General features: G+C 63.8%; 20 protein-coding genes. 8 read left to right on the forward strand and 12 right to left on the reverse strand.

The genetic code is table 11. The annotated features are described in order from the left end of the window. Nucleotides 1–96 precede the first annotated feature (96 nt). Nucleotides 97–1,599 (reverse strand): MocR-like pyridoxine biosynthesis transcription factor PdxR, encoded by a 1,503-nt coding sequence (gene pdxR / locus BFX80_RS04720; protein ID WP_084208081.1) that lies wholly within the window; start codon nt 1,597–1,599, stop codon nt 97–99. A 588-nt stretch (nt 1,600–2,187) separates the two neighbouring features. Between pdxR and BFX80_RS04725 the strand changes: the two genes are divergently transcribed. The 4 genes from BFX80_RS04725 to BFX80_RS04740 all read left to right on the forward strand — a co-directional run bounded on the left by BFX80_RS04725 (nt 2,188) and on the right by BFX80_RS04740 (nt 5,664). Next, complete coding sequence (locus BFX80_RS04725; protein ID WP_077375640.1) at nt 2,188–3,114, forward strand: TRAP transporter substrate-binding protein; 927 nt, start codon at nt 2,188–2,190, stop codon at nt 3,112–3,114. Between the two features lie 118 nt (nt 3,115–3,232). Then, nucleotides 3,233–3,799 (forward strand): TRAP transporter small permease, encoded by a 567-nt coding sequence (locus tag BFX80_RS04730; RefSeq protein WP_077374890.1) that lies wholly within the window; start codon nt 3,233–3,235, stop codon nt 3,797–3,799. Further along, nucleotides 3,796–5,139, forward strand: a complete 1,344-nt coding sequence (locus tag BFX80_RS04735; protein ID WP_205632734.1) for a TRAP transporter large permease — start codon at nt 3,796–3,798, stop codon at nt 5,137–5,139. Before BFX80_RS04730 ends, BFX80_RS04735 begins: the two co-directional genes overlap by 4 nt. Before the next feature lie 48 nt (nt 5,140–5,187). After that, entirely contained in the window at nt 5,188–5,664 is a 477-nt protein-coding gene (locus tag BFX80_RS04740; RefSeq protein ID WP_077374887.1) for a universal stress protein, read from the forward strand. A gap of 201 nt (nt 5,665–5,865) precedes the next feature. Here BFX80_RS04740 and BFX80_RS04745 read toward each other — a convergent pair whose 3' ends face one another. From BFX80_RS04745 to BFX80_RS04760, 4 genes are all read right to left on the reverse strand, one after another. Continuing rightward, nucleotides 5,866–6,624, reverse strand: coding sequence for an IclR family transcriptional regulator (locus BFX80_RS04745; RefSeq protein ID WP_084208082.1), 759 nt, complete (start codon nt 6,622–6,624; stop codon nt 5,866–5,868). A gap of 181 nt (nt 6,625–6,805) precedes the next feature. Further along, nucleotides 6,806–8,083: a TRAP transporter large permease gene (locus BFX80_RS04750; RefSeq protein WP_084208083.1), complete on the reverse strand. Its 1,278-nt coding sequence runs from the start codon at nt 8,081–8,083 to the stop codon at nt 6,806–6,808. A gap of 10 nt (nt 8,084–8,093) precedes the next feature. After that, nucleotides 8,094–8,675, reverse strand: a complete 582-nt coding sequence (locus BFX80_RS04755; RefSeq protein ID WP_077374878.1) for a TRAP transporter small permease — start codon at nt 8,673–8,675, stop codon at nt 8,094–8,096. Beyond that, entirely contained in the window at nt 8,675–9,901 is a 1,227-nt protein-coding gene (locus BFX80_RS04760; RefSeq protein WP_205632735.1) for a TRAP transporter substrate-binding protein, read from the reverse strand. The genes BFX80_RS04755 and BFX80_RS04760 overlap by 1 nt, the downstream gene beginning before the upstream one ends. A gap of 396 nt (nt 9,902–10,297) precedes the next feature. On the opposite strand from BFX80_RS04760, the gene BFX80_RS04765 reads away from it, so the two are divergent. The 3 genes from BFX80_RS04765 (at nt 10,298) to trxC (ending at nt 13,780) form a co-directional block, all read left to right on the forward strand. Then, nucleotides 10,298–11,941, forward strand: coding sequence for a GMC family oxidoreductase (locus tag BFX80_RS04765; RefSeq protein ID WP_077374875.1), 1,644 nt, complete (start codon nt 10,298–10,300; stop codon nt 11,939–11,941). Between the two features lie 155 nt (nt 11,942–12,096). Further along, nucleotides 12,097–13,086 carry a YeiH family protein gene (locus BFX80_RS04770; protein ID WP_240499674.1) on the forward strand — a complete coding sequence of 330 codons (990 nt, stop codon included), beginning with the start codon at nt 12,097–12,099 and terminating at the stop codon, nt 13,084–13,086. Nucleotides 13,087–13,342: 256 nt separating this feature from the next. After that, on the forward strand, nt 13,343–13,780 hold the full coding sequence (gene trxC, locus BFX80_RS04775; RefSeq protein WP_077374872.1) for a thioredoxin TrxC: 438 nt from the start codon (nt 13,343–13,345) through the stop codon (nt 13,778–13,780). 141 nt (nt 13,781–13,921) lie between these two features. Here trxC and BFX80_RS04780 read toward each other — a convergent pair whose 3' ends face one another. Then, nucleotides 13,922–14,692, reverse strand: a complete 771-nt coding sequence (locus BFX80_RS04780) for an SDR family oxidoreductase (protein WP_084208084.1) — start codon at nt 14,690–14,692, stop codon at nt 13,922–13,924. A gap of 467 nt (nt 14,693–15,159) precedes the next feature. Here BFX80_RS04780 and BFX80_RS04785 point away from each other — a divergent pair, with 467 nt between their 5' ends. Continuing rightward, nucleotides 15,160–15,525, forward strand: coding sequence for a hypothetical protein (locus BFX80_RS04785; RefSeq protein WP_077374866.1), 366 nt, complete (start codon nt 15,160–15,162; stop codon nt 15,523–15,525). Nucleotides 15,526–15,682: 157 nt separating this feature from the next. Here BFX80_RS04785 and BFX80_RS04790 read toward each other — a convergent pair whose 3' ends face one another. The 6 genes from BFX80_RS04790 to BFX80_RS04815 form a co-directional block, all read right to left on the reverse strand. Beyond that, on the reverse strand, nt 15,683–16,018 hold the full coding sequence (locus BFX80_RS04790; protein ID WP_077374863.1) for a zinc ribbon domain-containing protein YjdM: 336 nt from the start codon (nt 16,016–16,018) through the stop codon (nt 15,683–15,685). A 199-nt stretch (nt 16,019–16,217) separates the two neighbouring features. Further along, nucleotides 16,218–17,129 (reverse strand): hydroxymethylglutaryl-CoA lyase, encoded by a 912-nt coding sequence (locus BFX80_RS04795; RefSeq protein WP_084208085.1) that lies wholly within the window; start codon nt 17,127–17,129, stop codon nt 16,218–16,220. Nucleotides 17,130–17,135: 6 nt separating this feature from the next. Next, nucleotides 17,136–19,397 (reverse strand): acetyl/propionyl/methylcrotonyl-CoA carboxylase subunit alpha, encoded by a 2,262-nt coding sequence (locus BFX80_RS04800; protein ID WP_084208086.1) that lies wholly within the window; start codon nt 19,395–19,397, stop codon nt 17,136–17,138. A 106-nt stretch (nt 19,398–19,503) separates the two neighbouring features. Continuing rightward, nucleotides 19,504–20,322: an enoyl-CoA hydratase-related protein gene (locus tag BFX80_RS04805; protein WP_084209632.1), complete on the reverse strand. Its 819-nt coding sequence runs from the start codon at nt 20,320–20,322 to the stop codon at nt 19,504–19,506. An 83-nt stretch (nt 20,323–20,405) separates the two neighbouring features. Beyond that, nucleotides 20,406–22,013 (reverse strand): carboxyl transferase domain-containing protein, encoded by a 1,608-nt coding sequence (locus BFX80_RS04810; RefSeq protein WP_077374851.1) that lies wholly within the window; start codon nt 22,011–22,013, stop codon nt 20,406–20,408. A gap of 42 nt (nt 22,014–22,055) precedes the next feature. Continuing rightward, entirely contained in the window at nt 22,056–23,225 is a 1,170-nt protein-coding gene (locus tag BFX80_RS04815; RefSeq protein WP_077374848.1) for an isovaleryl-CoA dehydrogenase, read from the reverse strand. Between the last annotated feature and the right edge of the window lie 393 nt (nt 23,226–23,618).

Raw genomic sequence — 23,618 nt, forward strand, 5'->3', positions numbered from 1 at the left:
GACAAGAGGCTCCCTGATTGCCACGTCTTGTTGGTCAGTCAGGGAGCCTCTTTTTTATCTATAGGGTAATCATTTGCCATTAGTGCCTGTCGAGAATCAGGCGCTCATGTCAGTGACCCTGTCGGGTGCCTGCATCGCCAGTGGCACCAGCTCGGCCAGTTTCATGATGCCGGCTTCGATACGCGATTCCGGAATCGCCGAGAAGCCGAGGCGGAAGTAGTGGCGATGACGATCGCGATCGCAGAAGAAGTGCAGATCGCCCACCTCGATCAGAATGCTCTGCTGGCGGGCGAGGGCGGCCAGTCGATGGGCATCCAGGCTGGCCGGCCCGTGCATCCAGAAGCAGGAACCGCCATAGGTGGAGGGCGTGCTCATCATCGGCAGGTGACGCAGGATGGCGTCGCGCATCACCAGGAAGCGGCGCTGCATCACCTGATGCATCTGGTTGAGCAGGCTGTCGTGATAGCCCCGCGCGATGAAGAGGCCCACCGCGCGCTGATTGTTGGTCGGCGGATGTCGCAGCATCAGGCGGCGCAGTGCACGCGCCTCACGAATCAGCGTGGGGTGCGCGACCATGTAGCCCAGACGCAGGCCGGGGGCGAGGGTCTTGGAGAGGCTGCCGACATAGATGACCCGCTTGTGGCGGTCGAGGCTCTTCAGTGCGGGCGTCGGGTTGTCGGCGTAGTTGCTCTCGCTCTCGTAGTCGTCCTCGATGATCAGGAAATTGCCCGTCTCGGCCATGTCCAGCAGCTGGCGGCGGCGCTCCAGCGGCAAGGTCACGCCGGTGGGCGACTGGTGACTGGGCGAGACGAACACCAGCCGGCAGTCCTTGAGCGATTCCACCGGCTGCAGGCCCTTGCCGTCGATGGGCAGCAGCTGGATGTCGTCCGTGAAGGTACGCGCGATGTTGTACATGTCGACGTAGCCCGGGTTTTCCATCGCGAACCGCTGGCCCTGCTTGAGCAGCAGCATGCAGCTGATCCACAGCGCCTGCTGCGCCCCCACCGTGATCAGGATCTCCTCCGGGCTTGCCCAGACCCCCCGGCGTGGCAACAGCCGCTGGTGAATCTGCTCGACCAGCAACGGGTCATCATGATTGATGTGGTCCACCGACCAGCTGCGAATCGACGGCACGCTCATCGAGTCCCGGCTGCATTCCCGCCAGTGCTGGGTGGGGAAGAATTCCGGGTCCAGCTGGCCATACAGGAAGGGGTAGTCGTACTGGTGCCAGTCGCCGGGTTTCTCGATGGCACGTTGCACGGAGGGCTTGATGGCCAGGCGCTCATCCCAGTCGAGGCTGTCGGCGTCGATGTCATTGAGGCGTACCGGCGTGTCGGCGCGGCCCTTGAGAATGTCGGGGTTGATGAAATAGCCGCTGCGCTGGCGCGCGATCAGGAAGCCGTCATCCAGCAGCTGGTCATAGGCCAGCATCACGGTATTGCGCGCGACATTCAGCTCGCGGGCCAGCTTGCGGCTGGAGGGCAGTGCCTCATCGCGGGGCAGATGGCCCTCGAGAATGGCTTGCGAGATCTGCTCGCGTATCTGGAACTGCAGACTTTCCTTGCGCGAGGCATCGAGGTGAAACAGCGGGTGGCTCATGCATCTTCTCTGTTGTTGTCGCGGGGATCTTCGTGGAAGTCCCCGTTTTTCATGCATTTTTCATACCTGCCTGTCCCGTCATGTCCAGGGCGAGCGGTGAGCTTGATCGCCTCGTCATGCGTCGGGAATGCCCTCATTGAGGCAGACGGCGCGGGGCAGGGCAAGCGCCTGGCGAGACTGGCCCCATCGATGGGAGTGGACTGGTTCTATGGAGGTCTGGCGCAGGGGAAGAAAGTGAAGTGGCAAGCACAGTGACAGCACGACGCGACTTCCCACTCCCTCTCTTGAGGGCTGCAGATGAGTGTGTGATGGACCTCGTGAATGACAGACCGACGCTGCTGGAGGTGGGAGGCAGAGAGGGCGTCATTGACGAGTGCCGGTGCAGTGCCACGCTCGCGGTCACACGCAGCCGTCAGGAGCCCGCAACAACAATAACGACGGGACAGACAAGATGATCGACTCGACACAGACCCAATCAGCAGACCTCCGCGACTTCTCTGGCGCCAGCGCGCTCAAGGCGTCATTGGCCGTCGCGGTGACGGCCGCGAGTCTGGCCATGGCCGGGGGGCCAATGCCGCGACCTGGAAGATGGCCCTGGGGGACGCCGCCGGTGGCACCCAGTACGAGCTGGGCAAGACCTTCGCAAGCCTGGTGGAAGAGAAGTCCGGCGGTGACATCAAGGTTGACCTCTTCCCCAACGGCCAGCTGGGCAGCGAGCAGGACACCGTCAACAACGCCAGCATGGGCCTGGTGGATCTGTCAGTGGTGGCGATCAACAACCTGACGCCCTTCTCGCCGACCGTCGGCGTGCTGACCCTGCCGTATGTCATCCACGGCCCTGACGATGCCAAGGCGCTGACCCACGGCAAGATCGGCGATGAGCTGCGTGACAATACCCTGCGCGATTCCGGTATCCGCATTCTGGGCTGGGCCTATTCCGGCTGCCGTCGTCTGACCAATTCCAAGCAGGCCGTCGCCTCACCCGAGGACCTGGCCGGCATGGTCATCCGCGTGCCCAAGAACGAGATCATGATCTCCTCCTACCAGTCCTGGGGCGTCAATCCCAACCCGCTGGCGTGGTCCGAGACCTTCACCGCCCTGCAACAGGGTGTCGTCGATGGCCAGGACAATCCCTACATCACCATCGATGCCATGAAGTTCTACGAAGTGCAGAACCATGTCACCGACAGCTGTTACGTGTTCTCGATGGAACCGCTGATCATGGGCGAAGGCACCTTCCAGAGCTTGAGTGAAGAGCAGCAGACGCTGGTGCTGGCGGCGGGTGAAGAGGCGACGTCCCACAGCTACGACTACCTGCTGGCCACCGAGGATTCCATCAAGAAATCACTGGTGGAAGAGCACGGCATGACCATCACCCAGCCCGCCAATGACGAAAAGGAATGGATCGCCAAGGCATCCAGCATCTGGCCGGACTTCTACGACAGCATCGGTGGGCGCGACAAGCTGGTGGAAGTGCTCGAGACACTCGGGCGTGATCCGTCCACCGCTCCCTGATGACGCGCTGAGCTGCTGAGGCTTTCAACGGCTCGTCCGTCATTCCCCTGTCTGTCGTCCTGCGAAGGGCGCCAGGCAGGGGATGGCGAACGCCATCGATGTCAGGAGACGTATCTGCATGCGGATATTTCTGAAGTGTCTGGACAATCTCGAGAATTATCTCTGCCAGTTCCTGCTGGTGGTGTTCGTCATCATTCTCTTTGCGCAGATCATGCTGCGTAACCTTTTCAGCTACTCGATTCCCTGGGGAGACGAGCTGGCGACCTATGCCTTCGTGTGGTTTGCCTATCTCGGGGCGGTCTATGCCACCCGCATGTCGGCGCACAACCGCGTGACCTTCCAGTTCCGTTTTCTGCCGCGCTGGGTGGAAACCGCCTGTGGCGTGCTCACCGATATCATCTGGATCGCCTTCAATGCGGTGTTCATCTATTACAGCTACGACTTCGTGTTCAACAAGATGAACCTGTTCTGGAAGTCGCAGACGATGGGCGTGCCGATGAAGTACTTCTATCTGATTCTGCCGCTGGCCTTTACCGCCATGACGGTGCGCATTCTCCAGACCAACTATCTCAAGTTCGTGCGCAAGGAAGACATCGTGGACCCGGATTCCCAGGCAATGCAGGAGCTGAAGCAGACAGGACCATCCGTCAATGATGACGACAAGCGCGGGAGCGGGACACCATGATCGATTCCACCATCATCTATATCCTGTTTGGCGTCTTCTTCCTGCTGCTGGTGCTTGGCGCACCGATCACCGTCTCGCTGGGGGTCGCGGCACTGGCGACCTACCTGAGCATCGGCGAGAACCCGATGGCGTTCGTGCAGATCGCCTTTACCTCGGTGGGCGCCTTCCCGCTGATGGCATTGCCGGCCTTCATTCTGGCCGGGGCGCTGATGGAGGCCGCCGGCATCTCGCGGCGTCTTGTCGATATCGCCGAGGCCTTTGCCGGCCCGGTGACCGGGGGACTTGCCGCTGCCACGGTGTTTGCCTGCATGTTCTTCGGCGCGATTTCCGGCTCCGGACCTGCCACCACGGCGGCGGTCGGCATGCTGATGATTCCGGCGATGGCCAAGCGCGGCTATGACCGGGGATATGCCTCGGCGGTCACGGCGTCTTCGGGTGGACTTGGCGTGGTGATTCCGCCCTCGATCCCGATGGTGATCTTCGGGATTTCCGGCATGGGGCTGCAGCCACCTCCCGAAGCGGTGGCGCTGCATGGCGATTTCCAGACACTCTCCATCCCGAAGCTGTTCATCGCGGGTGTCATGCCCGGCGTGGTGATCGCCGGCTTCCTGCTGATGATCAACTACGTGATCTCGAAGAAACGCGGCTATCGCGGGCTGACCAACAGCTGGTCGTGGACACATATCCGCGCCACCTTGAGGAAGGGGATCTGGTCGATGCTGGCGCCCTTCATCATCCTCGGCGGCATCTACAGCGGCCTGTTCACGCCGACCGAATCCGCCATCGTCGCCATCGTCTACACCCTGATCGTCGGCATCTTCCTGCACAAGGAACTCAAGTGGAAGCCGACGCTGCGCACTCTGGAAACCACCACCTGGATCACCGGTCGCGTGCTGCTGATCCTGTTCACGGCGACGGTGTTCGGGCGGCTGCTGGTCGAGCAACGCGTGCCGGCCCATATCGCCGAGGGCATGCTGGCGATGACCGACAACCTCTATCTCATCTGGGCGATGATCATCGTCTTCCTGCTGTTCGTCGGCATGTTCATGGAGACGCTGGCCGCGATCATGATTCTCACCCCGGTGCTGCTGCCGATCATGTACATGCTGGGGATGGACCCGGTGCACGTGGGCATCGTGGTGGTCTGTGCGCTGGCCATCGGCTTCCAGACGCCACCGCTGGGGGAGAACCTCTTCGTGGCCTCGGGGATAGGCGGGGCCTCCATCGAGGAGATTTCGCTCAAGGCATTGCCGTTCGCGGCAGGGTCGGTGGCGGCCATCTTCCTGATCGCCTATGTGCCTGAGATCTCGCTGTGGCTACCCAGGGTGATGGGTTACTGAAAGGCCAGCGGCACCTGATGCCTCTCATCAACTGCAAGGAGAGTGGATATGCCGGCAGTCAGACGAATCCTGTGTTGTGTGGGCCTGCGCGGAGACTGTGAGCGGGTACTGGCGCGCTCGGTATGGTTGGCGGGCGCGACGGGCGCCGAGCTGCATGTGCTGCATGCGGTGAAGGCGCTGTCGGATGACGTGATGAACACCCTCAAGGTCAACATCCGTCACAAGCCGACGCTGGAGGGCCTGATGCAGCAACGGCTCGATCAGGCGAGGGAGAACCTGGAAAAGATGATGGAGGACTTCTGGAGCACCCATGACGACGGCGATCCACGTCCGATGATCGCCGGGTTGAATGTGGTGGAGGGCTATCCGGCCTCGGAGATCATCCGCTACGCCACGCGCCATGACTGCGACATGATCATCATGGCCACCAACAAGCGCGGCTTCGTGGCCTCCTATGCGGGCAAGGTCACCAAGGGGGTGATCAAGCGCGCCAGCATTCCGGTGGTGGTGGTACCGACGCCCTGAGCCCAGGGGGAGAGACGCCCCGAAAGAGACGCCTCGAAAGAGACGCCTTGGAAACAGGCGGAGGCAGCAAGACGGCATATGAAACAGCTCGCCCCCACAGGACAGTGACTGTCTGCGGGGGCGAGCTGTTTGGGTGTCATGCAACTCGAGCGATGCCAGTCGGGCGATGTCTTTCGGGCGATGCAGCGGGGAAGTCGCGGGCTAGAGCGTGCCTTCCAGTTCAGTGGCGATCTGGCGCATCAGCGGTGCCCACTCCAGCAAGGACTCGATGGAGTGGCGCAGGCGCGGCGCATGGATCGCCAGGGTGGCCTGGATCTGGCCGACCTCATCGAAGACCGGCACGGCAATCGCCACCATGCCCTGGATGAATTCCTCGTCGTCGGTGCTCAGCTGATTGCGCACCACGGTGTCGAGCGCCTCTTCCAGCGTGGCCCGGGAGGTCAGCGTGCAGGGCGTATGGGCCTCGAGCGCGAGACTCTGCAGCAGCGCGCGGCGACGGTGCAGCGGCATCAGTGCCAGAAACAGCTTGCCGCTCGCGGTGCAGTGCAAGGGCAGGTGCGATCCCGGGGCCAGCTGGATACGCACCGGCCAGTTGGTTTCCACGCGGTCGTAGTACATCACCTCGTGGCCATCCAGCAGGGTCAGGTTGCAGGTCTCGCCGACCTTCCCGGCCAGTTTCTCCAGCAGCACGCGGCGTGGCGCCTTGAGGCCCTCATTGGCCAGTGCACCCAGCGACATGCGCCGGAAACGCTGGCCGGGCAACAGGTGACGGCCATCCAGATCCCGGCTGATCAGCTGCTGTTCTTCCAGCTGCTTGAGCAGACGGTGCACGGTGGGCTTGGGTATCTCGAAGCGCTTCTCGAGATCCGCGGCGCTGATGGGGTGCTGAGCGGTGACGACCTCTTCCAGCAGGCCCAGCGCGCGAAAGAGCGTCGAATTCGTGGGAGTGTCCTTGCTCATCTAGTGTCCTCATCCTGCCTGTCGGTGCATGTCGCGGAAGGTCTCAAGGGACATGTCGGCCGTCAGGTGCAGGTTGGCAGGGCGTCAGTGCATCGATTCATCACGTCAACCGGGAACGGGGGTGTCCGCAGCGGCAATGAGACGAAGACAGCCCCTGGCGGGGCTGTCGATGAGGCTAGTGTTACAGGTTTACCAGGAACAGGGAAAGAGACGGAATCAGACAGATGGCCAGCCAGCAGGCCATCAGGGCGATGAAGTAGGGAATCACGTACTTCACCAGTCTGACGTAGGAGATGCCGGTGATGCTGCTGGCGACATACAGATTGAGCCCGAAGGGGGGCGTGACGAAGCCGATGGCCGCACCGACCAGGAAGATGACCGAGAAGTGGATCGGGTCCACGCCGGCCTGCTGGGCGATGGGGGCGAGAATCGGCGCCAGGATGATGGTCACCGGCAGGCTTTCCAGAATCATGCCGGCCAGCAGGATGATCAGCATGCAGGTGCCAAGCGTCAGATAGTAGTTGTCGATACCGCTGAGCATCTCGCTGAGCGCCTGACCGGCCCCCAGTACCGACAGCAGCTGCTGCATGACCACCGAGATGGCGATCAGCGGTGCCAGCATGCCGGCGATCTGGCCTGAGCGCAGCATGATGGTCGGCAGCTTCTTCAGGCTGATTTCCCGTGTGATCAGCAGTCCCGCGATCATGGTGAAGCCTACGGTGATGGCGGCGGCTTCCGTCGGCGAGAACTTGCCCGAGTAGATGCCGTAGACCACCACGCCGATGGTCGCGAAGCCCAGATAGGCCTTGCGTGCCAGCCTCGCGCTGACACCCGCCTTGAAGGGTTGCAGCTGGCCCCAGCCATTTCGGCGGGCCACCAGATAGCAGGCGACCATCATCGCGATGACCATCAGGGCGCCCGGCACCATGCCGGCGATGAACAGGTCGCTGATCGACAGATTCATCATGAAGCCGTAGACGATGAAGATGATGCTGGGCGGAATGATGATGCCCACGGTGCCGCCGGAGGCGGCCGTGGCGGCCGCGAAGCGTTCGTCATAGCCGTTCTTGACCATCTCGGGCTGCATGATCGAGCCGATGGTGGCGGTGGTGCCGGCGTTGGAGCCGGAAATCGCCGCGAACAGGCCACAGGCGCCGAGGGTCGACATGCCCATGCCGCCGCGCATCCAGCTCAGGGTCGAGTAGGCGAAGTCGGAGAGTCGCTTGGCGATGCCCGCCGCGTTGATCAGGTCCCCCGTGAGGATGAACAGCGGCAGCGCCAGCAGGCCGAAGAAGCTCAGGCCCTGGAAGAGAGTGACCCCGACATTGGCCAGCGTGAAGTCGATCACCAAGCTGGTGCCGACCACCCACAGGCCGATGACGAGGAAGATGGGCACCCCCAGCAGGAAGAAGGCCGTCACGCCCGCCGTGATCAGGGAGATCCAGATGCTGTCAGTCATGATGACCTCCTCAGTCCATGATGGACGGTTGCAGGTTGAAGGACTCGCCGCGGCGATAGCGCGCCCAGTCGGCGTAGAGATTCTGCAGCACGCGATAGATGATCATCACCCACGCCAGCGGCGTGGCGAGGTAGAACCACCACTGCATGACGTTGTCGGTGCCCGGCACGATGGCGTAGTTGTCATAGGCCAGCGTCACCTGGGTGGTGGTGAAGTAGATCACCATCAGCCCGAAGCCGATCCACAGCACGGCATCCAGAATCAGGCAGGCGAACTGGCCACCGCGCGGCAGCTTCATGCGTATCTCGTTGAGGCTCAGGTGGGTGCGCTTCTTGACGTTGAGAGAGGCGCCGAACCAGGTCAGCCACAGGAACAGCAGCACCGGAATGCTGGTGCTCCAGGGGGCCTGCAGGCCGAAGAAGAAGCGCCGGATGACTTCGACGAAGATGATGCCGGCCATGCCGGAATAGGCGATCAGGATGACGACCTGTTCCAGATGAGCATCCAGCCACAGGAAGGGACGCGCCCAGGGCGCGGCCTTCTTGATGGCGGGGTGCTTGGTCGGTTGGCTGAAGATGGTGGTATCGCCCATTACCCCCTCCACCAGCGCTGCGGCTTGACGTTGACGGCGGCAGTGTCGCGGGAGATCTCACGCGCGACGGCATGGATTTCCTGATAGATGTCGAGACCGCCGGACCACTTGTTGAGGCGCTCACGCCATTGCTCCCACGGCTCGGGATTGAATTCCGGCGAGCACATCTGTTCGGCACGTGAGCGCTCGGCATCCGACAGCGGTGCCACGCGCACGTTGTTCTCGGCGAAGACGGTGCCGGGGGCGGGGTGCTCGGTGGCCCCGACGATCTCGAAGCGCCCGGCCTCGTTCATGCCCTGGGTGAAGATCTGTGCGCAGTAGGCGGACTCCATCACCTGGTCCTGCAGTTCTGCGCCGAGGCTGTCGAACTTGGGCAGGCTCATGCCGGTGTGCTCGGTGCCGGCGAAGAAGCGCAGGTCGACGGCCTGGGAGACCACCGGGGCCATGCCGGCGTAGGCCACGGCGCTCATCCAGGTCTCGGCGCCATCCAGCAGGCCCTGACGCAGGCCATCGAGGGTCTCTTCCCAGGCGACCGGCACCGGATTCAGGCCCAGCTGCTCCATGGCGATCCGGCCCATCTGGGTGCCGGTGACGCGGTTCTTGGTGCCCTTGAGCTGGTCGATGCTGGTGACCAGCGGTTTGTCCTGCCACTTGAGGCCGAGCATGATGCCGCGCAGGTCACAGTGGGTGAACAAAAACTGCAGGTTGTGGCGCTGGCGCAGGGGTTCACGCAGCAGCTGCTCGCTCTTCCTGTGATAGAAGAAGTGGAACATCGAGGCGACGGTGGGGAACAGATAGGCGAAGTCGAGCACGTTCAGGTAGGGCGCGCTGCCCGAGGAATTCTGGGTGGAGGCCGAGTAGATGTCGACGATGCCCTGCTGGGTCTTGGCCACGCAGTCCAGCTGGTTGCAGACCTCGTTGCTGCCCATGAATTCGACGCGGATGGCGCCGTTGGTGCGTTCCTCCAGATCCCGCGCGAAGAACAGCTGGCCGGACTTCTGGATATCGAGATTGCGCTCGTTGAAGCCCGAGGCACCGAAGCGCAGCTGGAACTTGGGCGCTGTCCTGTAGCGTTTCTGCTGCTCCTGATCGGCGGCACGCGCCAGCGTGGACGCGGTAAGACCTGCGCCGAGGCCGGTGGCGGCCAGCAGGGTCGAGGTCAGACCGAAGCGGCCCGAGATGTCGAGAAAGTCACGGCGTGACAACTTGCTGAGTGGCGTTGGCATGGTAGTGCTCCCGGTGTTGTGTTTGCTTTTGTGGTGGGATGCAGTCTGGGCTGAACGCAGTGGGAATCTGGTGTTCCCTGGCGTCATGACACCTGTTGGCGTCTTTTTCTTGTGGTGTCTTTTCACACGTGACGAAAGCGAGCGTGTGACTGGGTTCCGCTTCGGCTCCGCTTCGGTCCCGGTTCGGTTCCGCTTCGGCCCCGGTTCGGTTCCGCTTCGGCTCCGCTTCGGCTTCGGGGGGCGTTTCACATCCCTTGCCGGCGCGAGACAAATCTCAATGTAGGGCAGTTCTTGTGCTTTGGCAAAATAAACGAGACGTTTTGTTTCGTATTTGACGAAACATGCTTTCGATACCATGATTACGAGACAATATGTCTCAATATGGTTGAGAAAATAATGAAAACAACACGTTACGCCAATGCAGACGCCAAAGCCTTCTATGACTACATCGTGATCGGGGCGGGTTCCGCCGGTTGCGTACTGGCCAATCGTCTCACCGAAGACCCTTCCATCAAGGTGCTGCTGCTCGAAGCGGGTGGCTCGGACTGGAATCCGTGGATCCATGTGCCGGTCGGGTATTTCAAGACCATGCACAACCCCGCCACCGACTGGTGCTACCTGACCGACCCGGATGCCGGCATCAATGGTCGTCGGCTGCAATGGCCGCGCGGCAAGGTGCTGGGGGGGTCCAGTTCGCTCAATGGGCTGCTGTACATTCGTGGCCAGCGCGAGGATTACGACGACTGGGCCGCCGAGGGCAATCAAGGTTGGGACTATCAGTCGGTCCTGCCATATTTCCGCAAGTCGGAGTGCCAGGCGCGGGGGGCCAACCAGTGGCATGGGGCGGATGGCCCACTGCATGTCTCGGATCTGCGCCTCAAGCGAGAGATCGCCGAGCGCTTCATTCAGGCTGCGGTGGAGGCGGGGATTCCGCTCAACCAGGACGTCAATGGCGAGCGTCAGGAGGGGGTGGGCTATTTCCAGCAGACCACGTATCGGGGCCTGCGCTGCAGCACGGCCAAGGCATTCCTGCGTCCGGCGCTCACGCGCAGCAATCTGACGCTGGTCAAGCATGCTCACTGCCGTCGGGTATTGCTGGAAGGCAAGCGCGCGGTCGGGGTCGAGTACGAGGTGAAGGGCAATGTCTGCTCGGCGCGGGCGGAGCGCGAAGTGGTGCTGTCCAGCGGCGCCATCGGCAGTCCGCAGATCCTGCAATGCTCCGGCATCGGGGACCCTGAGCATCTGGCCAGTGTCGGGGTGGAATGCCTGCATGCGCTGCCGGGCGTCGGGGAAAACCTGCAGGACCACCTGCAGGTGCGGCTGGTGTTCAAGACCCAGTGCCGCACCCTCAATGATGAAGTGCGCAGCCCGATCAAGAAGCTGGCGGTCGGCACCCAGTACCTCTTCACACGCACCGGCCCGCTGACCCTGGCGGCCAGCCAGGTGTGTGCCTTTACCCAGTCACGCGAGGGGCTGACACGCCCGGATATCCAGTTCCACATGCAGCCGCTGAGTGCCGACAAGCCCGCCGATGGCGTGCATCCGTTCTCGGCGTTCACCTCGTCCGTATGCCAGTTGCGTCCGCACAGCCGCGGCCATGTGCGCATCACCAGCGCGGATGCCAGCGTCTATCCCTCCATCCAGCCCAACTACCTCAGTGCCGAGGAAGATCGCCGCGTGGTGGTGGACGCCATCAAGGTGGCGCGGCGTATCGCCCGGGCGGCACCGCTGGCCGCCGTGATCAGCGAAGAGTACGTGCCTGGCGTGCAGTACGAGAGTGACGAGGAGTTGCTGGAGGCCGCGCGCCAGTTCAGCCAGACCATCTATCACCCGGCGGGGACCTGCAAGATGGGCCACGACCCGCTGGCGGTGGTGGATGACGCGCTGCGAGTGCATGGCCTGCACGGGTTGCGGGTGGTCGATGCCTCGATCATGCCGGTGATCGTCTCGGGCAACACCAATGCCCCGACCATCATGATCGCCGAGAAGGCCGCTGACATGATCAAGGCGGCTCAGCGCGAGATGGCGCAGGCGAGCTAGCAGGTACCGGCATCTGTCATCTTCCAGGGCAGGGCTCAGGCCCTGCCATCCTGCTTGCCTTTTCATGGGATATTCGCGTGGCCAATCACGACAGCTCATCACTTCACGACACATCGACACCGCCTACCCGTCTGTTGCGGAATCTGGAAGGGCGCGTGCGCATCATCATGCCGGGCCTGCTGATCTGCATCCTCATCGCGCTGGCGACCACCTTCATCGCCGATCACTACGGCGGCCCGACGCTGCTGTATGCCTTGCTGTTCGGCATGTCGCTGCACTTTCTTTCCGAGGACGGACCCTGCAGGGCGGGGATCGAGTTCGCCTCCAAGACGGTACTGCGCCTCGGCGTGGCGCTATTGGGCGTGCGCATCACGCTGGAGCAGGTCGCAAGTCTTGGTGTTGGCCCGGTGATCACGGTGGTGCTCGGGGTGGTGGCCACCATCGTGTTCGGCGCGCTGCTGGCGCGCGTGATGGGGCTGGACCGTGACATGGGGCTGCTGACCGGTGGCTCGGTGGCCATCTGCGGTGCCTCGGCGGCACTGGCCCTGTCGGCGGTGATGCCGCGCAACGCCACCAGTGAGCGTCACACCATCATGACCGTGGTCGGGGTGACGACCCTCTCGACCGTGGCGATGATCACCTATCCGCTGATCGTCAGACTGCTGGGGCTTGAGGATACCGAGGCCGGCATCTTCCTCGGCGGCACCATCCACGACGTGGCCCAGGTGGTGGGGGCGGGCTACATCATTTCCGAGCACACCGGCGATGTCTCCACCTTCGTCAAGCTGCTGCGCGTGGCGATGCTGGTACCGGCGGTAATGGTCTTCATGCTGCTGTTTCGCAGTGCACGTCAGGCCAATGGCGATGAAGGGGGCAAGGTGCCGATGTTCCCCACCTTCCTGATCGCCTTCGTGGCCCTGGTGCTGATCAACAGCCTCGGCTGGGTGCCGAGCGTCGCCGTGGAAGGCTTCACTGACCTCTCACGCTGGTGTCTGGTGGCGGCGATTGCCGCGCTGGGCGTCAAGACGTCGTTTCAGAAGCTGGCGGTGGTGGGGTGGAAGCCGGTGATCCTGATGGTGGTGGAAACCCTCTTCCTGCTGGTGCTGGTGACGCTGTGCATCAAGTTCGGGCTGGCCAGCGTGTGACCTGACGGTATGGAGCGCACGGGGGCAGAACGACACGGGCCCTGCCATGACTGGCAGGGCCCGTGTCGCTGATGAGGGAATATCCCGAGGGGGCAGATGTCAGCCCGTGAGCGGCTGATACAGCCAGCCAATCAAGGCGATAAGATGCCTCAATTGCTTATCGGCCCACGAGTCGTATGATCTGCGCTATCGGTACGTGTCTGACGCTGAGCCGTCAGCGCAGCGCGCCGCATCCCCATTCTTCTGGAGTCCGATCATGTCTGAATCCCTCGTGCTGGCCTGTCCGCAATGTCTTGCCCTCAATCGTGTGGCCACCGCGCGTCTGGATGACAATCCCGTCTGCGGCAAGTGCAGCGCCGCCGTGCTGCCCCAGGAGCCGCTGGAACTGACCAGCGCCAACTTCGAGGCACTGGTCACGCGCAGCGAGATGCCGGTGGTGATCGACTTCTGGGCCAGCTGGTGCGGTCCGTGCAAGATGATGGGGCCGATCTTCAATGAGGTCGCGGCGCAGATGGGTACCCGCGTGCGCTTCGCCAAGATCGACACCGAAGCCCAGCAGGCGCTGGCCGGTCGTTTCGGCATTCGCAGCATCCCGACCCTGCTGGTGATGAAGCAGGGCAAGGAGCTGGCGCGCGAATCCGGCGTGATGCAGGCCGGTCAGCTCAAGCAGTGGCTGGCACCGCACGCGGTGTGACCACGGCCCGCGCGCGAGAAGTCCGCAGTTGAGCGTTCAGGGAAACCCGGACGCAGCTCAAGAACTGACAACGCCTGACGTGCAATCGCGTCAGGCGTTGTCGTCTCAGTCGGCCTTGTCGTCTCAGTCGGCCTTGTCGTATCAGTCGGCGTAAACCATCTTGCGGGTCATGCCGCCATCGACGACATGATTCTGACCGGTGATGAAGCCGGCCTTTTCCGAGATGAGGAAGGCCACCAGCGCGGCGATGTCATCGACATGGCCGACGCGTCCGACGGGATGCTGGGCGTGGTCTTCGTCACTCAGCGACTCCGCCTCACCGTCCTTCTGCAGGCGGCTTGCATCGATCCAGCCCGGACTGACCGCATTGACGCGAATCTCCGGCCCCAGGCTCATCGCCATGGCGTGGGTGAGGGCGACGATTCCGCCCTTGCTGGCGGCGTAGGCTTCGGTATCCGGCTCGGATTGCAGGGCGCGGCTGGAGGCCAGATTGACGATGCTGCCGCCGGTCTCGCGCAGATGGCGCGCGGCGTGCTTGGCGGTCAGGAAGCTGCTGGTCAGGCTGGTATCCAGTACCTGATGCCAGCGTTCAAGGGACAGTTCCTCGAGCTTGCCCTGGAAGGGGTCGGCGATCGCGGCGTTGTTGATCACGGCGTCCAGGCCCCCGAAGGCCTGGCAGGTGGCCGCGATGCTGGCGGCGACGGCGTCTTCATTGCGCACGTCCACGGCCTCGACGCGCAGGCTGTCCGGCTCGCCGTGGGTCGCGGCGTGACTCGCCAGATACTGCTCGCCCGCCCGGGCGTCGATATCCACCACCGCGACTCGCCAGCCATGGGTGAGCAGGTAGTCACTGATGCCGCGTCCGATTCCCTGGGCACCGCCGGTGATATAGGCCACTTTGCGTGTCATCATCGTGAAGTCTCTTGCGTTCTGGGTGGGGAATGTCCTTCATGGTCTCTCGTCCTGCCGGGTCTGCCACGTCGTTTCCGACGTGGCGCCGGCCTTCGACATGGTGACCCTGATCTGTGTCCTGATCGTGAGGATGACAAGCGGGGCATGCGAAAGCATGACGTGACGAGACATTGCCATCATGCCAGCTACTGGTCGAGTGCCCCGTGGCAGACGCGACGACCTGATGAGACTGGCTGATTCTGTTGGTCTGTCCGCCTTGGCGACTTATCGCTTCGTCTAACAGCTGTCACACTTGGCACTGAAGTATTCGGAACTTCGCATTTACCCCCTCGCGAGTGGTGATCCGTCGTCTGGCCGTGTCAGGGGACGGGAACCCCTGCGCGACAGGATTGCCTGAAAGACGCCATCCCCGAATTTTCAGGAGCGCTGCCCATCACGGGAAATGGGCAGCGACATGAGGAACGAACATGAAGGATCACAGGCAACGCGGACTGATGGTGGGCGTGGCGATGCTGCTGGCGCTGGCGAGCGGCTGTGACGAGCTGGGTGCGCCGCGCCCTGCCAGTGTCACCACGCTGCTCGAGCACTCGGAGGCCTGGCAGGGCGAGCAGGTGGCCGTGCAGGGCAGGATACGCAGTGAGCAGGTGCCGGAGCGCTATTGGCTGGAAGGCGCCGGGCAGCAGCGTATCGAGCTGCATCCCCCCGAACGCATCGGTGCCTATCTCGGGCGCGAAGTCCAGATCAGCGGTCGTTTCGAATTCAAGGTGGGTGGGCAACGGCTGATCGAGATTTCCAACGTCACGCCCCTGGACAAGCCGACTCCCAAGCAGTGAGTGCTCACGGACCCCCGGCGAGAGCGGGTGTCTTGGAGCATCAGCGCATGAAGCCCCGCCAGAGCAGACTCTGGCGGGGCTTCATGGTTCATGGTTCATGGCTCATGGCTCATGGCTCATGACGCTTCTCTGGTGTCGCCAGAGGCACTCGAACCGCTCAGGCCTTCTTCACGAACATGGACTTGAGCTTCATCGGGCCGACGCCATCCACCTTGCAGTCGATGTCGTGGTCCCCTTCGATCAGGCGGATGTTCTTGACCTTGGTCCCGACCTTGACCACGGAGGAGGTGCCCTTGATCTTCAGGTCCTTGATCACGGTGACGGTGTCGCCATCCACCAGCTCGTTGCCGTTGGCATCACGATAGACCGGCCCGGTGTCCTCGACGACGGCCTCCTTGGACCACTCGTGGGCACACTCCGGGCAGACGAACTGCATGCCGTCGTCGTAGGTGAATTCGGAATTGCAGGCCGGGCAGTTGGGGAGGGCGCTCATCTCGGTGTCCTGAAGTCTGTCCCGCTTGTGTCGTGCGCCTGCGGGGGGCGCGGCGCTCAAGGCAAGGACATGCGATGGAAAGGCGCGCATCGGGCTCAAGCGGTGCGCGGAAGCCGGCAAGCCTACACCGATTGCGGGCAGATGGCCCGCTGCTGCGGCGCTTGGTCGCAATTCCGGCGGCAACCTTCCCCGCTCGCCATCAGCCGTTCGCCATCAGAGCCTGGCCGACGCGTGAGCCATTTGGGCGCCCTAGCTTGCGGCTGATCCAGTCGCCGGTCGCGGCCAGGCGTGCCAGATCCACGCCAGTGTCGATGCCCATTCCCTGCAGCAGATAGACCACATCCTCGGTGGCGACATTGCCCGAGGCCCCCTTGGCATAGGGACAGCCCCCCAGTCCGGCCACCGAGCTGTCGATCACCGCGATGCCTTCTTCCATCACCGCGTAGAGGTTGGCAAGCGCTTGCCCATAGGTGTCGTGGAAGTGGGCGGCGAGGCGTTCGACCGGCACCTCGCGGCTGACGCGCTCCAGCATCTGCTTGGCCTTGAGCGGGGTGCCGGTGCCGATGGTGTCCCCCAGCGAGACTTCATGACAGCCCATGTCACGCAGCTCACGCGCGACCGCCGCGACCTGCTCAGGGGCAATCTCGCCCTCGTAGGGGCAGCCCAGCACGCAGGACACGTAGCCGCGCACACGCACGCCGGCTGCCGCTGCACGCGCCATCACGGGGGCGAAGCGCTGGAGAGATTCCGCGATCGAGCAGTTGATGTTGCGCTGCGAGAAGGACTCGCTGGCCGCACCGAACACCGCCACCTCACGCACGCCACACTCAAGCGCCGCCTCCAGCCCCTTGAGATTGGGAGTGAGGGCGGAGTAAGTGGTCACTCCGCGGGTGTCATGCTCGGCCAGTGCCAGCATGATCTCGCGATGGTCCGCCATCTGGGGTACCCAGCGGGGGGAGACGAAACTGGCGGCTTCGACATGGCGCAGGCCCGAGTCGGCAAGGCGCCGGATCAGTTCCAGCTTGGTCGTCGTATCGACATGGGCGGGCTCGTTCTGCAGGCCATCACGCGCGCCGACCTCGACGATGCGTACGCTGTCAGGAAAGTGCATGCTCACTCACTCCTTGGCGTCGTCAGCCGTGAATTCCAGCAGCACGTCACCCTGGGTGACGCTGTCGCCGGCACGGAAGTGGAACTGCGCGACCTGACCATCGGCGGGCGCATTCATGGTGTGCTCCATCTTCATGGCCTCCATCACCATCAAGGGCGTGCCGGCCGTCACCGCGACGCCAGCCTCGACCAGCTGGGCGACCACGGTGCCATTCATCGGGGCGTTGAGGGTCGCCTGGGTCTCATGCTGCGCGTGGTCGACGGCGTCCGCGCGGCGCCACAGCAGGCGCGACTCGGACGGGAGTGCGTCGCTGCTCTGCGCGCAGGTCAGCACCAGCAGCTCGCCGCCACGCGCCGGGGCGTGACTGGCCTGATAGCGACGACGGTGCCCGTCCAGCGTCACGGCGATGGCATTGCCGGCAAGACGCGACAGGTGGCCATCAAGGCGTGTCGTCTGGCGCTTCCCGTGAGAGTGAGTGCTCACTTCCAGCTGCCAGCCCGAGGCAGGCACAGGGGCGTCGTTCACGCTCGCGGGCCCGCCCGAGGCACGCGGGCGGCGGGCGATGACCTGGGTCACCTTGTCGCTGTGTTCCTCGCATTCGGCGTCCCCGGGCAGGCAGAACGCCAACGTCACCTGGTGGGGCGTGCCATTGCGCCAGCCATCACGGCGCTGCCAGGGGCTGGCGGGCTGGGTCGGCGCGGACGAGCCAGACGCGTCATCGCTGTCACTGAGGCGTGCCAGGGCCAGCAGGGCACTCGTCGCCAGCGTGCCGGGGTCCAGCTCAGGCGTCGGAAACAGACTGGCGTGGTGACGCTCGATGAAGCGGGTATCCAGATGGGCGGCGCGGAAATCCGGATGCGCCGCCAGTCGCGTCAGGAAGGCACGGTTGGTGGTGACACCACGGATCTCGAGCGCCGCCAGGGCACGCAGCAACGCATCGAGTGCCTGTTCACGGCTCGGGCCGAAGGTGATCAGCTTGGCCAGCATCGGGTCGTAATGCATCGAGACGTCATCGCCCTCGGCGACGCCGCTGTCCAGACGCACCTTGAGGGCCGTCGAGCCGGAGGCCTGTTGCGCGCTCTCGACCTCGGCACCGGCAAGTCCAGCGCCGATGAGATCCAGTCGGAAGCGTTCCAGCAGACCGGTGGCAGGCAGGAAGTCGTTGTCGGGGTCCTCGGCATAGAGCCGCGCCTCGAAGCTGTGACCCTTGAGCTCAAGCTCATCCTGCTGGCGGGGCAGTGGCTCGCCACGCGCGATGCGCAGTTGCCATTCGACCAGGTCCTCGCCGGTGATCATCTCGGTGACGGGATGCTCGACCTGCAGACGAGTATTCATCTCCATGAAGTAGAAGGCGCCATGGCTTTCGCTGCCGGGCTGCGGGGCATCGAGCAGGAATTCGATGGTACCGGCGCCGACGTAGCCGATTTCCCGTGCGGCGCGTACCGCGGCCTCGCCCATCTCGCGGCGCAGTGCCGGTGTCAGGCCGGGTGCCGGGGCTTCTTCCAGCACCTTCTGATGACGACGCTGGACACTGCAATCGCGCTCGAACAGATAGACGCCACTGCCATGACTGTCACAGAACACCTGCACCTCGACATGGCGCGGCTGGGTCAGATACTTCTCGATCAGCATGCGCTCGTCGCCGAAGGCCGCGCGGGATTCGCGTCGGCAGCTGTCCAGCGCTGCCTGGAATTCCCGAGCCTGCTCGACCACGCGCATGCCCTTGCCGCCACCGCCGGCGCAGGCCTTGATCAAGACCGGGTAGCCCATGCGGTCGGCTTCGGACTGCAGTAGCGCGTCACTCTGGTCATCGCCGTGATAGCCGGGCACCAACGGCACGCTGGCGGCCTGCATGCGCGCCTTGGCGGCCGACTTGTCGCCCATGGCCGCGATGGCACTTTCCGGCGGGCCGACGAAGATCAGTCCGGCCTCGGCCAGGGCGCGCACGAAGCCGGCATTCTCGGACAGGAAACCATAGCCCGGGTGCACGGCATCGGCGCCACATTGGCGGGCTGCCGCGATGACCTTGTCGACATCCAGATAGCTCTCCCTGGCGCTGGCAGGGCCGAGGCGCACGGCTTCGTCGGCTTCCCGCACGTGCAGGGCATTGGCATCGGCATCGGAGTAGACCGCAACGGTCTGGATGCCCATGGCGCGAGCGGTGCGCATCACGCGGACCGCTATCTCACCTCGGTTGGCGATCAGCAGCTTGCGGATCTCACCGCAACCGGTGGGCAGTCGCTGTTCAGTATCGCGATTGACGTTCATGGCAAGATCCCGTGGCGAAGTGGAAAAAGGGGGCGGTCGCAAGGCGCGTCTCAGCAGAAGACCGAGGGTGGCTCAGGACGTTGTCCGCGAGTCGATGAAGGGCGCGTCATGATGATGCGCTGTCGTCATCGGATGGCGCCCAGGGCGGGCGAGTCCCGGCGAAGAATGCCGCCAGTCCAGCCTGTCCCTGTTCACTGACCCTCAGCTGACTGATCACCTCACAGCAGCGTGTCTGACGCCGGGTGTCGTCCTCGACGACGGCCACCTCGGCGAGCAGGGCCTTGGTGGCGCGGCTGGCCTCGGGCGAGGTCGCCAGCAGCGTGCTCACCATGTCGGCGACGCGCGCCTCCAGCAATTCATCACTGCACACGTCATGCACCAGCCCCAGCTGGTGGGCGGTGTGGGCATCGATGACTTCCGCGGTCAGTGCATAGCGGCGCATCTGGCGCATGCCGATGGCGCGCTGCACGTAGGGGCTGATCACCGCCGGTGCCAGGCCGATGCGCACCTCGGAGAGACAGAAGCGTGCGCGTTCGGCCGCCAGCACGATGTCGCAGCAGGCCGCCAGACCCACGGCGCCGCCGAAGGTGGCCCCCTGCACGCGGCACACGCTGGGACAGGGCAGTTCATCGAGCAGCTGCATCAGGCGGGCAAGCTCCCGGGAATCGGCAAGGTTATCCTCGCGCGAATACTCGACCATGCGCTGCATCCACTTGAGGTCGGCCCCGGCCGAGAAGCTCTTGCCTTCGGAGGCCAGCACCATCACGCGTACCTCGCCCTGACTCGCCAGGGCGTGCAGGTGCGTCAGATGGCCGTTCAGCGCCTTGATCAACCGGTCATCAAAGGCGTTGTGCACCTCGGGGCGCGCCAGGGTCAGAGTGGCGACACCGCGCTTGTCGATCTCGAGTCGGCAGAATTCAGTCATCGTCACCTTGTCCAATCAGTTAGCCAATGGATCATCATTCATCCAGTGAGTCGGCTGTCAGGGCGTCTCTATGGTTGAGCGAATCACATGCGGAAGACACCGAAGCGACTCTCCTCTATCTCGGCATTCATCGCGGCGGCCAGGGACAGGCCGAGAATGTCGCGGGTCTGCAGCGGGTCGATCACGCCATCGTCCCAGAGTCTGGCGCTGGCATAGCAGGGGTGGCCCTGATGCTCGTATTGTTCGCGCACCGGTGCCTTGAAGTCCTCCTGTGCCTGTTGCGGCCAGTCGCGGCCCTCCCGCGCATGCTGCTCATACTTGACCTGGGCCAGCACGTTGGCCGCCTGCTCGCCGCCCATCACCGAGATGCGTGCGTTGGGCCACATGAACAGCAGGTTGGGGTCGTAGGCGCGGCCACACATGCCGTAATTGCCGGCGCCGAAACTGCCGCCGATCAGCACCGTGAACTTGGGGACCCTGGCACAGGCCACCGCCGTCACCAGCTTGGCACCGTGCTTGGCGATGCCCTCGTGCTCGTAACGTGAGCCGACCATGAAGCCGGTGATGTTCTGCAGGAAGATCAGCGGAATCTTGCGCTGGGCGCACAGCTCGATGAAGTGGGCGCCCTTGACGGCACTTTCCGAGAACAGCACGCCGTTGTTGGCGATGATGCCCACCGGATGGCCGTGCAGGTGAGCGAAGCCGGTCACCAGTGTCTCGCCGTAGTAGCGCTTGAATTCATCGAAGTCCGAATCATCCACCAGCCGACCGATCACTTCGCGCACGTCATAGGGCTTCTTGAGGTCCGTGCCGACGATGCCGTAGAGCTCGTTGGGGTCCAGGCGTGGCGGGCGGGATTCGCGCAGCGCGAGCTGCCCCTTGCGCTGCCAGTTGAGGCGCGAGACGGCTCGCCGTGCCAGTTGCAGGGCGTGGGCGTCATTGTCGGCGAAGTGATCGGCCACGCCGCTGATCTTGCAGTGCACCTCGGCACCACCGAGTGCCTCGGCGCTGATGTCCTCGCCGGTGGCCGCCTTCACCAGCGGCGGGCCGGCGAGGAAGATGGTGCCTTGCTCGCGCACGATGATGGATTCATCGGCCATCGCCGGAACGTAGGCGCCACCGGCGGTGCACGAGCCCATCACCACGGCGATCTGCGGAATGCCTTCGGCGGAGAGCGTCGCCTGGTTGTAGAAGATGCGGCCGAAGTGATCGCGGTCCGGGAAGACCTCGTCCTGATGGGGCAGATGCGCGCCACCGGAGTCCACCAGGTAGAGGCAGGGCAGGCGATGCTTGCGGGCCACTTCCTGGGCGCGCAGGTGCTTCTTCACCGTCAGCGGAAAATAGGTGCCGCCCTTGACGGTGGCATCGTTGGCGACGATGACGCATTCCACACCGCTGACGCGGCCGATGCCGGTGACCAGTCCCGCGCCGGGCACCGGGCTGTCATAGACGTCATGCGCTGCCAGTGCCGACAGCTCCAGGAAGGGTGAGCCCTCATCGATGAGGTGGTCGATACGTTCCCGCACGAACAGCTTGCCGCGCGATTCGTGGCGTTCGCGGGCCTTGTCGCCACCACCGGCGGCGACGCCGTCCAGCAGCTGGTGCAGGCGCTCGACCTCGGCCTGCATCGCGGCATGATTGGCACGGAACTGGTCGCTACGCGGATTGATCAGGGAGGTCAGAATGGCCATGCGGCAGCTCCATCAGCGAAGGGAAACGGATGGTGTGGGGCGTCATGCGCTTTCATTGAACAGCTCGCGGCCAATCAGCATGCGGCGTATCTCGCTGGTGCCGGCACCGATCTCGTAGAGCTTGGCATCGCGCAGCAGACGGCCGGTGGCGTACTCGTTGATGTAGCCATTGCCGCCCAGCAGCTGGATGGCATCCAGCGCCATCTGGGTGGCCTTCTCGGCGCAATAGAGGATGACGCCGGCGGCGTCCTTGCGCGAGGTCTGGCCGCGATCACAGGCGCCGGCCACGGCGTAGAGATAGGCGCGGCAGGCATTCAGCGTGGTGTACATGTCGGCAATCTTGCCCTGCACCAGCTGGAACTCGCCGATCGCCTGGCCGAACTGACGGCGCTCATGCAGATAGGGCACCACGATGTCCATGCAGGCCTGCATGATGCCGATGGGGCCGGCGGCGAGCACGGTGCGCTCGAAGTCCAGTCCACGCATCAGGACCTTCACGCCGCGATTGACCTCGCCGAGCACGTTCTCGGCCGGCACCTGACAGTCCTGGAAGACCAGTTCGCAGGTGTTGGAGCCGCGCATGCCCAGCTTGTCGAGCTTCTGCGCGGTGGAGAAGCCGGGGAAGTCGCGTTCGATGATGAAGGCGGTGATGCCCTTGGAGCCGGCGTCCGGGTCGGTCTTGGCATAGACGACCAGCGTGTGGGCATCCGGGCCATTGGTGATCCACATCTTGTTGCCGTTGAGCACGTAGTGGTCACCGCGCTTCTCGGCCTTGAGCTTCATCGAGACCACGTCCGAGCCTGCGCCGGGCTCTGACATCGCCAGGGCACCGACATGCTCACCGCTCATCAGCCTGGGCAGGTAGCGCGCCTTCTGCTCCGCGCTGCCGTTGAGCTTGATCTGGTTGACGCACAGGTTGGAGTGGGCCCCATAGGACAGCGCCACCGAGGCACTGGCCCGCGAGATCTCTTCCATGGCGATGCAGTGCGCCAGATAGCCCATGCCACTGCCGCCATCTTCCTCGGGGACGGTGATGCCCAGCAGGCCCATGTCGCCGAACTTCTGCCACAGGTCATCGGGGAAGGCATTGCTGGCGTCGATCTCCGCGGCGCGTGGTGCGATCTCGTCGCGGGCAAAGGCATTGATCTGCTCACGCAGCAGGGTGTGTGTCTCGTCGAGTCCGAAATCCAGCGGCGTATAGAGGCTGTGCATGAGCGGGCATCCTTTGCAGCGATGAGATGAGAAGCGCTTCGCGCGCCTTGACTGTGCGTGCAGCCACGCGACAGGCGAGGCAGTGTTCATGGCCGGTGCAGGCGGTGGGAGATTCGTCAGTGACAGCCCGCCTGAGGTGGCTCTGGAATCACTCTAGAGTAAAGTTGACGTTAACGTAAAGGTTATCATCATGCGCTTTGACCAAGGTCGCAGGCAGTGTCAGCTGACGTGTGCTGGCTCTTGTGAGTGCGCGGGCACTCACGCCTGCACTCACGCCGTGACCAGAGTCGCCTGACCTGCGTGTCACTGTTAATCTGAATAGCAGGCAAAAGGCCTGACCGACGGGCAGGCGCCGTCATCGTTGCCCACCTCTCACCTGCAAGAAGGATCTTC

It is taken from the genome of Cobetia marina, assembly GCF_001720485.1.
GTDB lineage: Bacteria > Pseudomonadota > Gammaproteobacteria > Pseudomonadales > Halomonadaceae > Cobetia > Cobetia marina.

Excerpts from the sequence above, each read along its gene's own strand:
- pdxR (WP_084208081.1), bottom strand. The coding sequence starts at position 1,599 with ATGAGCCACCCGCTGTTTCACCTCGATGCCTCGCGCAAGGAAAGTCTG.
- BFX80_RS04725 (WP_077375640.1), top strand. The coding sequence starts at position 2,188 with ATGGCCCTGGGGGACGCCGCCGGTGGCACCCAGTACGAGCTGGGCAAG.
- BFX80_RS04730 (WP_077374890.1), top strand. The coding sequence starts at position 3,233 with ATGCGGATATTTCTGAAGTGTCTGGACAATCTCGAGAATTATCTCTGC.
- BFX80_RS04735 (WP_205632734.1), top strand. The coding sequence starts at position 3,796 with ATGATCGATTCCACCATCATCTATATCCTGTTTGGCGTCTTCTTCCTG.
- BFX80_RS04740 (WP_077374887.1), top strand. The coding sequence starts at position 5,188 with ATGCCGGCAGTCAGACGAATCCTGTGTTGTGTGGGCCTGCGCGGAGAC.
- BFX80_RS04745 (WP_084208082.1), bottom strand. The coding sequence starts at position 6,624 with ATGAGCAAGGACACTCCCACGAATTCGACGCTCTTTCGCGCGCTGGGC.
- BFX80_RS04750 (WP_084208083.1), bottom strand. The coding sequence starts at position 8,083 with ATGACTGACAGCATCTGGATCTCCCTGATCACGGCGGGCGTGACGGCC.
- BFX80_RS04755 (WP_077374878.1), bottom strand. The coding sequence starts at position 8,675 with ATGGGCGATACCACCATCTTCAGCCAACCGACCAAGCACCCCGCCATC.
- BFX80_RS04760 (WP_205632735.1), bottom strand. The coding sequence starts at position 9,901 with ATGCCAACGCCACTCAGCAAGTTGTCACGCCGTGACTTTCTCGACATC.
- BFX80_RS04765 (WP_077374875.1), top strand. The coding sequence starts at position 10,298 with ATGAAAACAACACGTTACGCCAATGCAGACGCCAAAGCCTTCTATGAC.
- trxC (WP_077374872.1), top strand. The coding sequence starts at position 13,343 with ATGTCTGAATCCCTCGTGCTGGCCTGTCCGCAATGTCTTGCCCTCAAT.
- BFX80_RS04780 (WP_084208084.1), bottom strand. The coding sequence starts at position 14,692 with ATGATGACACGCAAAGTGGCCTATATCACCGGCGGTGCCCAGGGAATC.
- BFX80_RS04785 (WP_077374866.1), top strand. The coding sequence starts at position 15,160 with ATGAAGGATCACAGGCAACGCGGACTGATGGTGGGCGTGGCGATGCTG.
- BFX80_RS04790 (WP_077374863.1), bottom strand. The coding sequence starts at position 16,018 with ATGAGCGCCCTCCCCAACTGCCCGGCCTGCAATTCCGAATTCACCTAC.
- BFX80_RS04795 (WP_084208085.1), bottom strand. The coding sequence starts at position 17,129 with ATGCACTTTCCTGACAGCGTACGCATCGTCGAGGTCGGCGCGCGTGAT.
- BFX80_RS04800 (WP_084208086.1), bottom strand. The coding sequence starts at position 19,397 with ATGAACGTCAATCGCGATACTGAACAGCGACTGCCCACCGGTTGCGGT.
- BFX80_RS04805 (WP_084209632.1), bottom strand. The coding sequence starts at position 20,322 with ATGACTGAATTCTGCCGACTCGAGATCGACAAGCGCGGTGTCGCCACT.
- BFX80_RS04810 (WP_077374851.1), bottom strand. The coding sequence starts at position 22,013 with ATGGCCATTCTGACCTCCCTGATCAATCCGCGTAGCGACCAGTTCCGT.
- BFX80_RS04815 (WP_077374848.1), bottom strand. The coding sequence starts at position 23,225 with ATGCACAGCCTCTATACGCCGCTGGATTTCGGACTCGACGAGACACAC.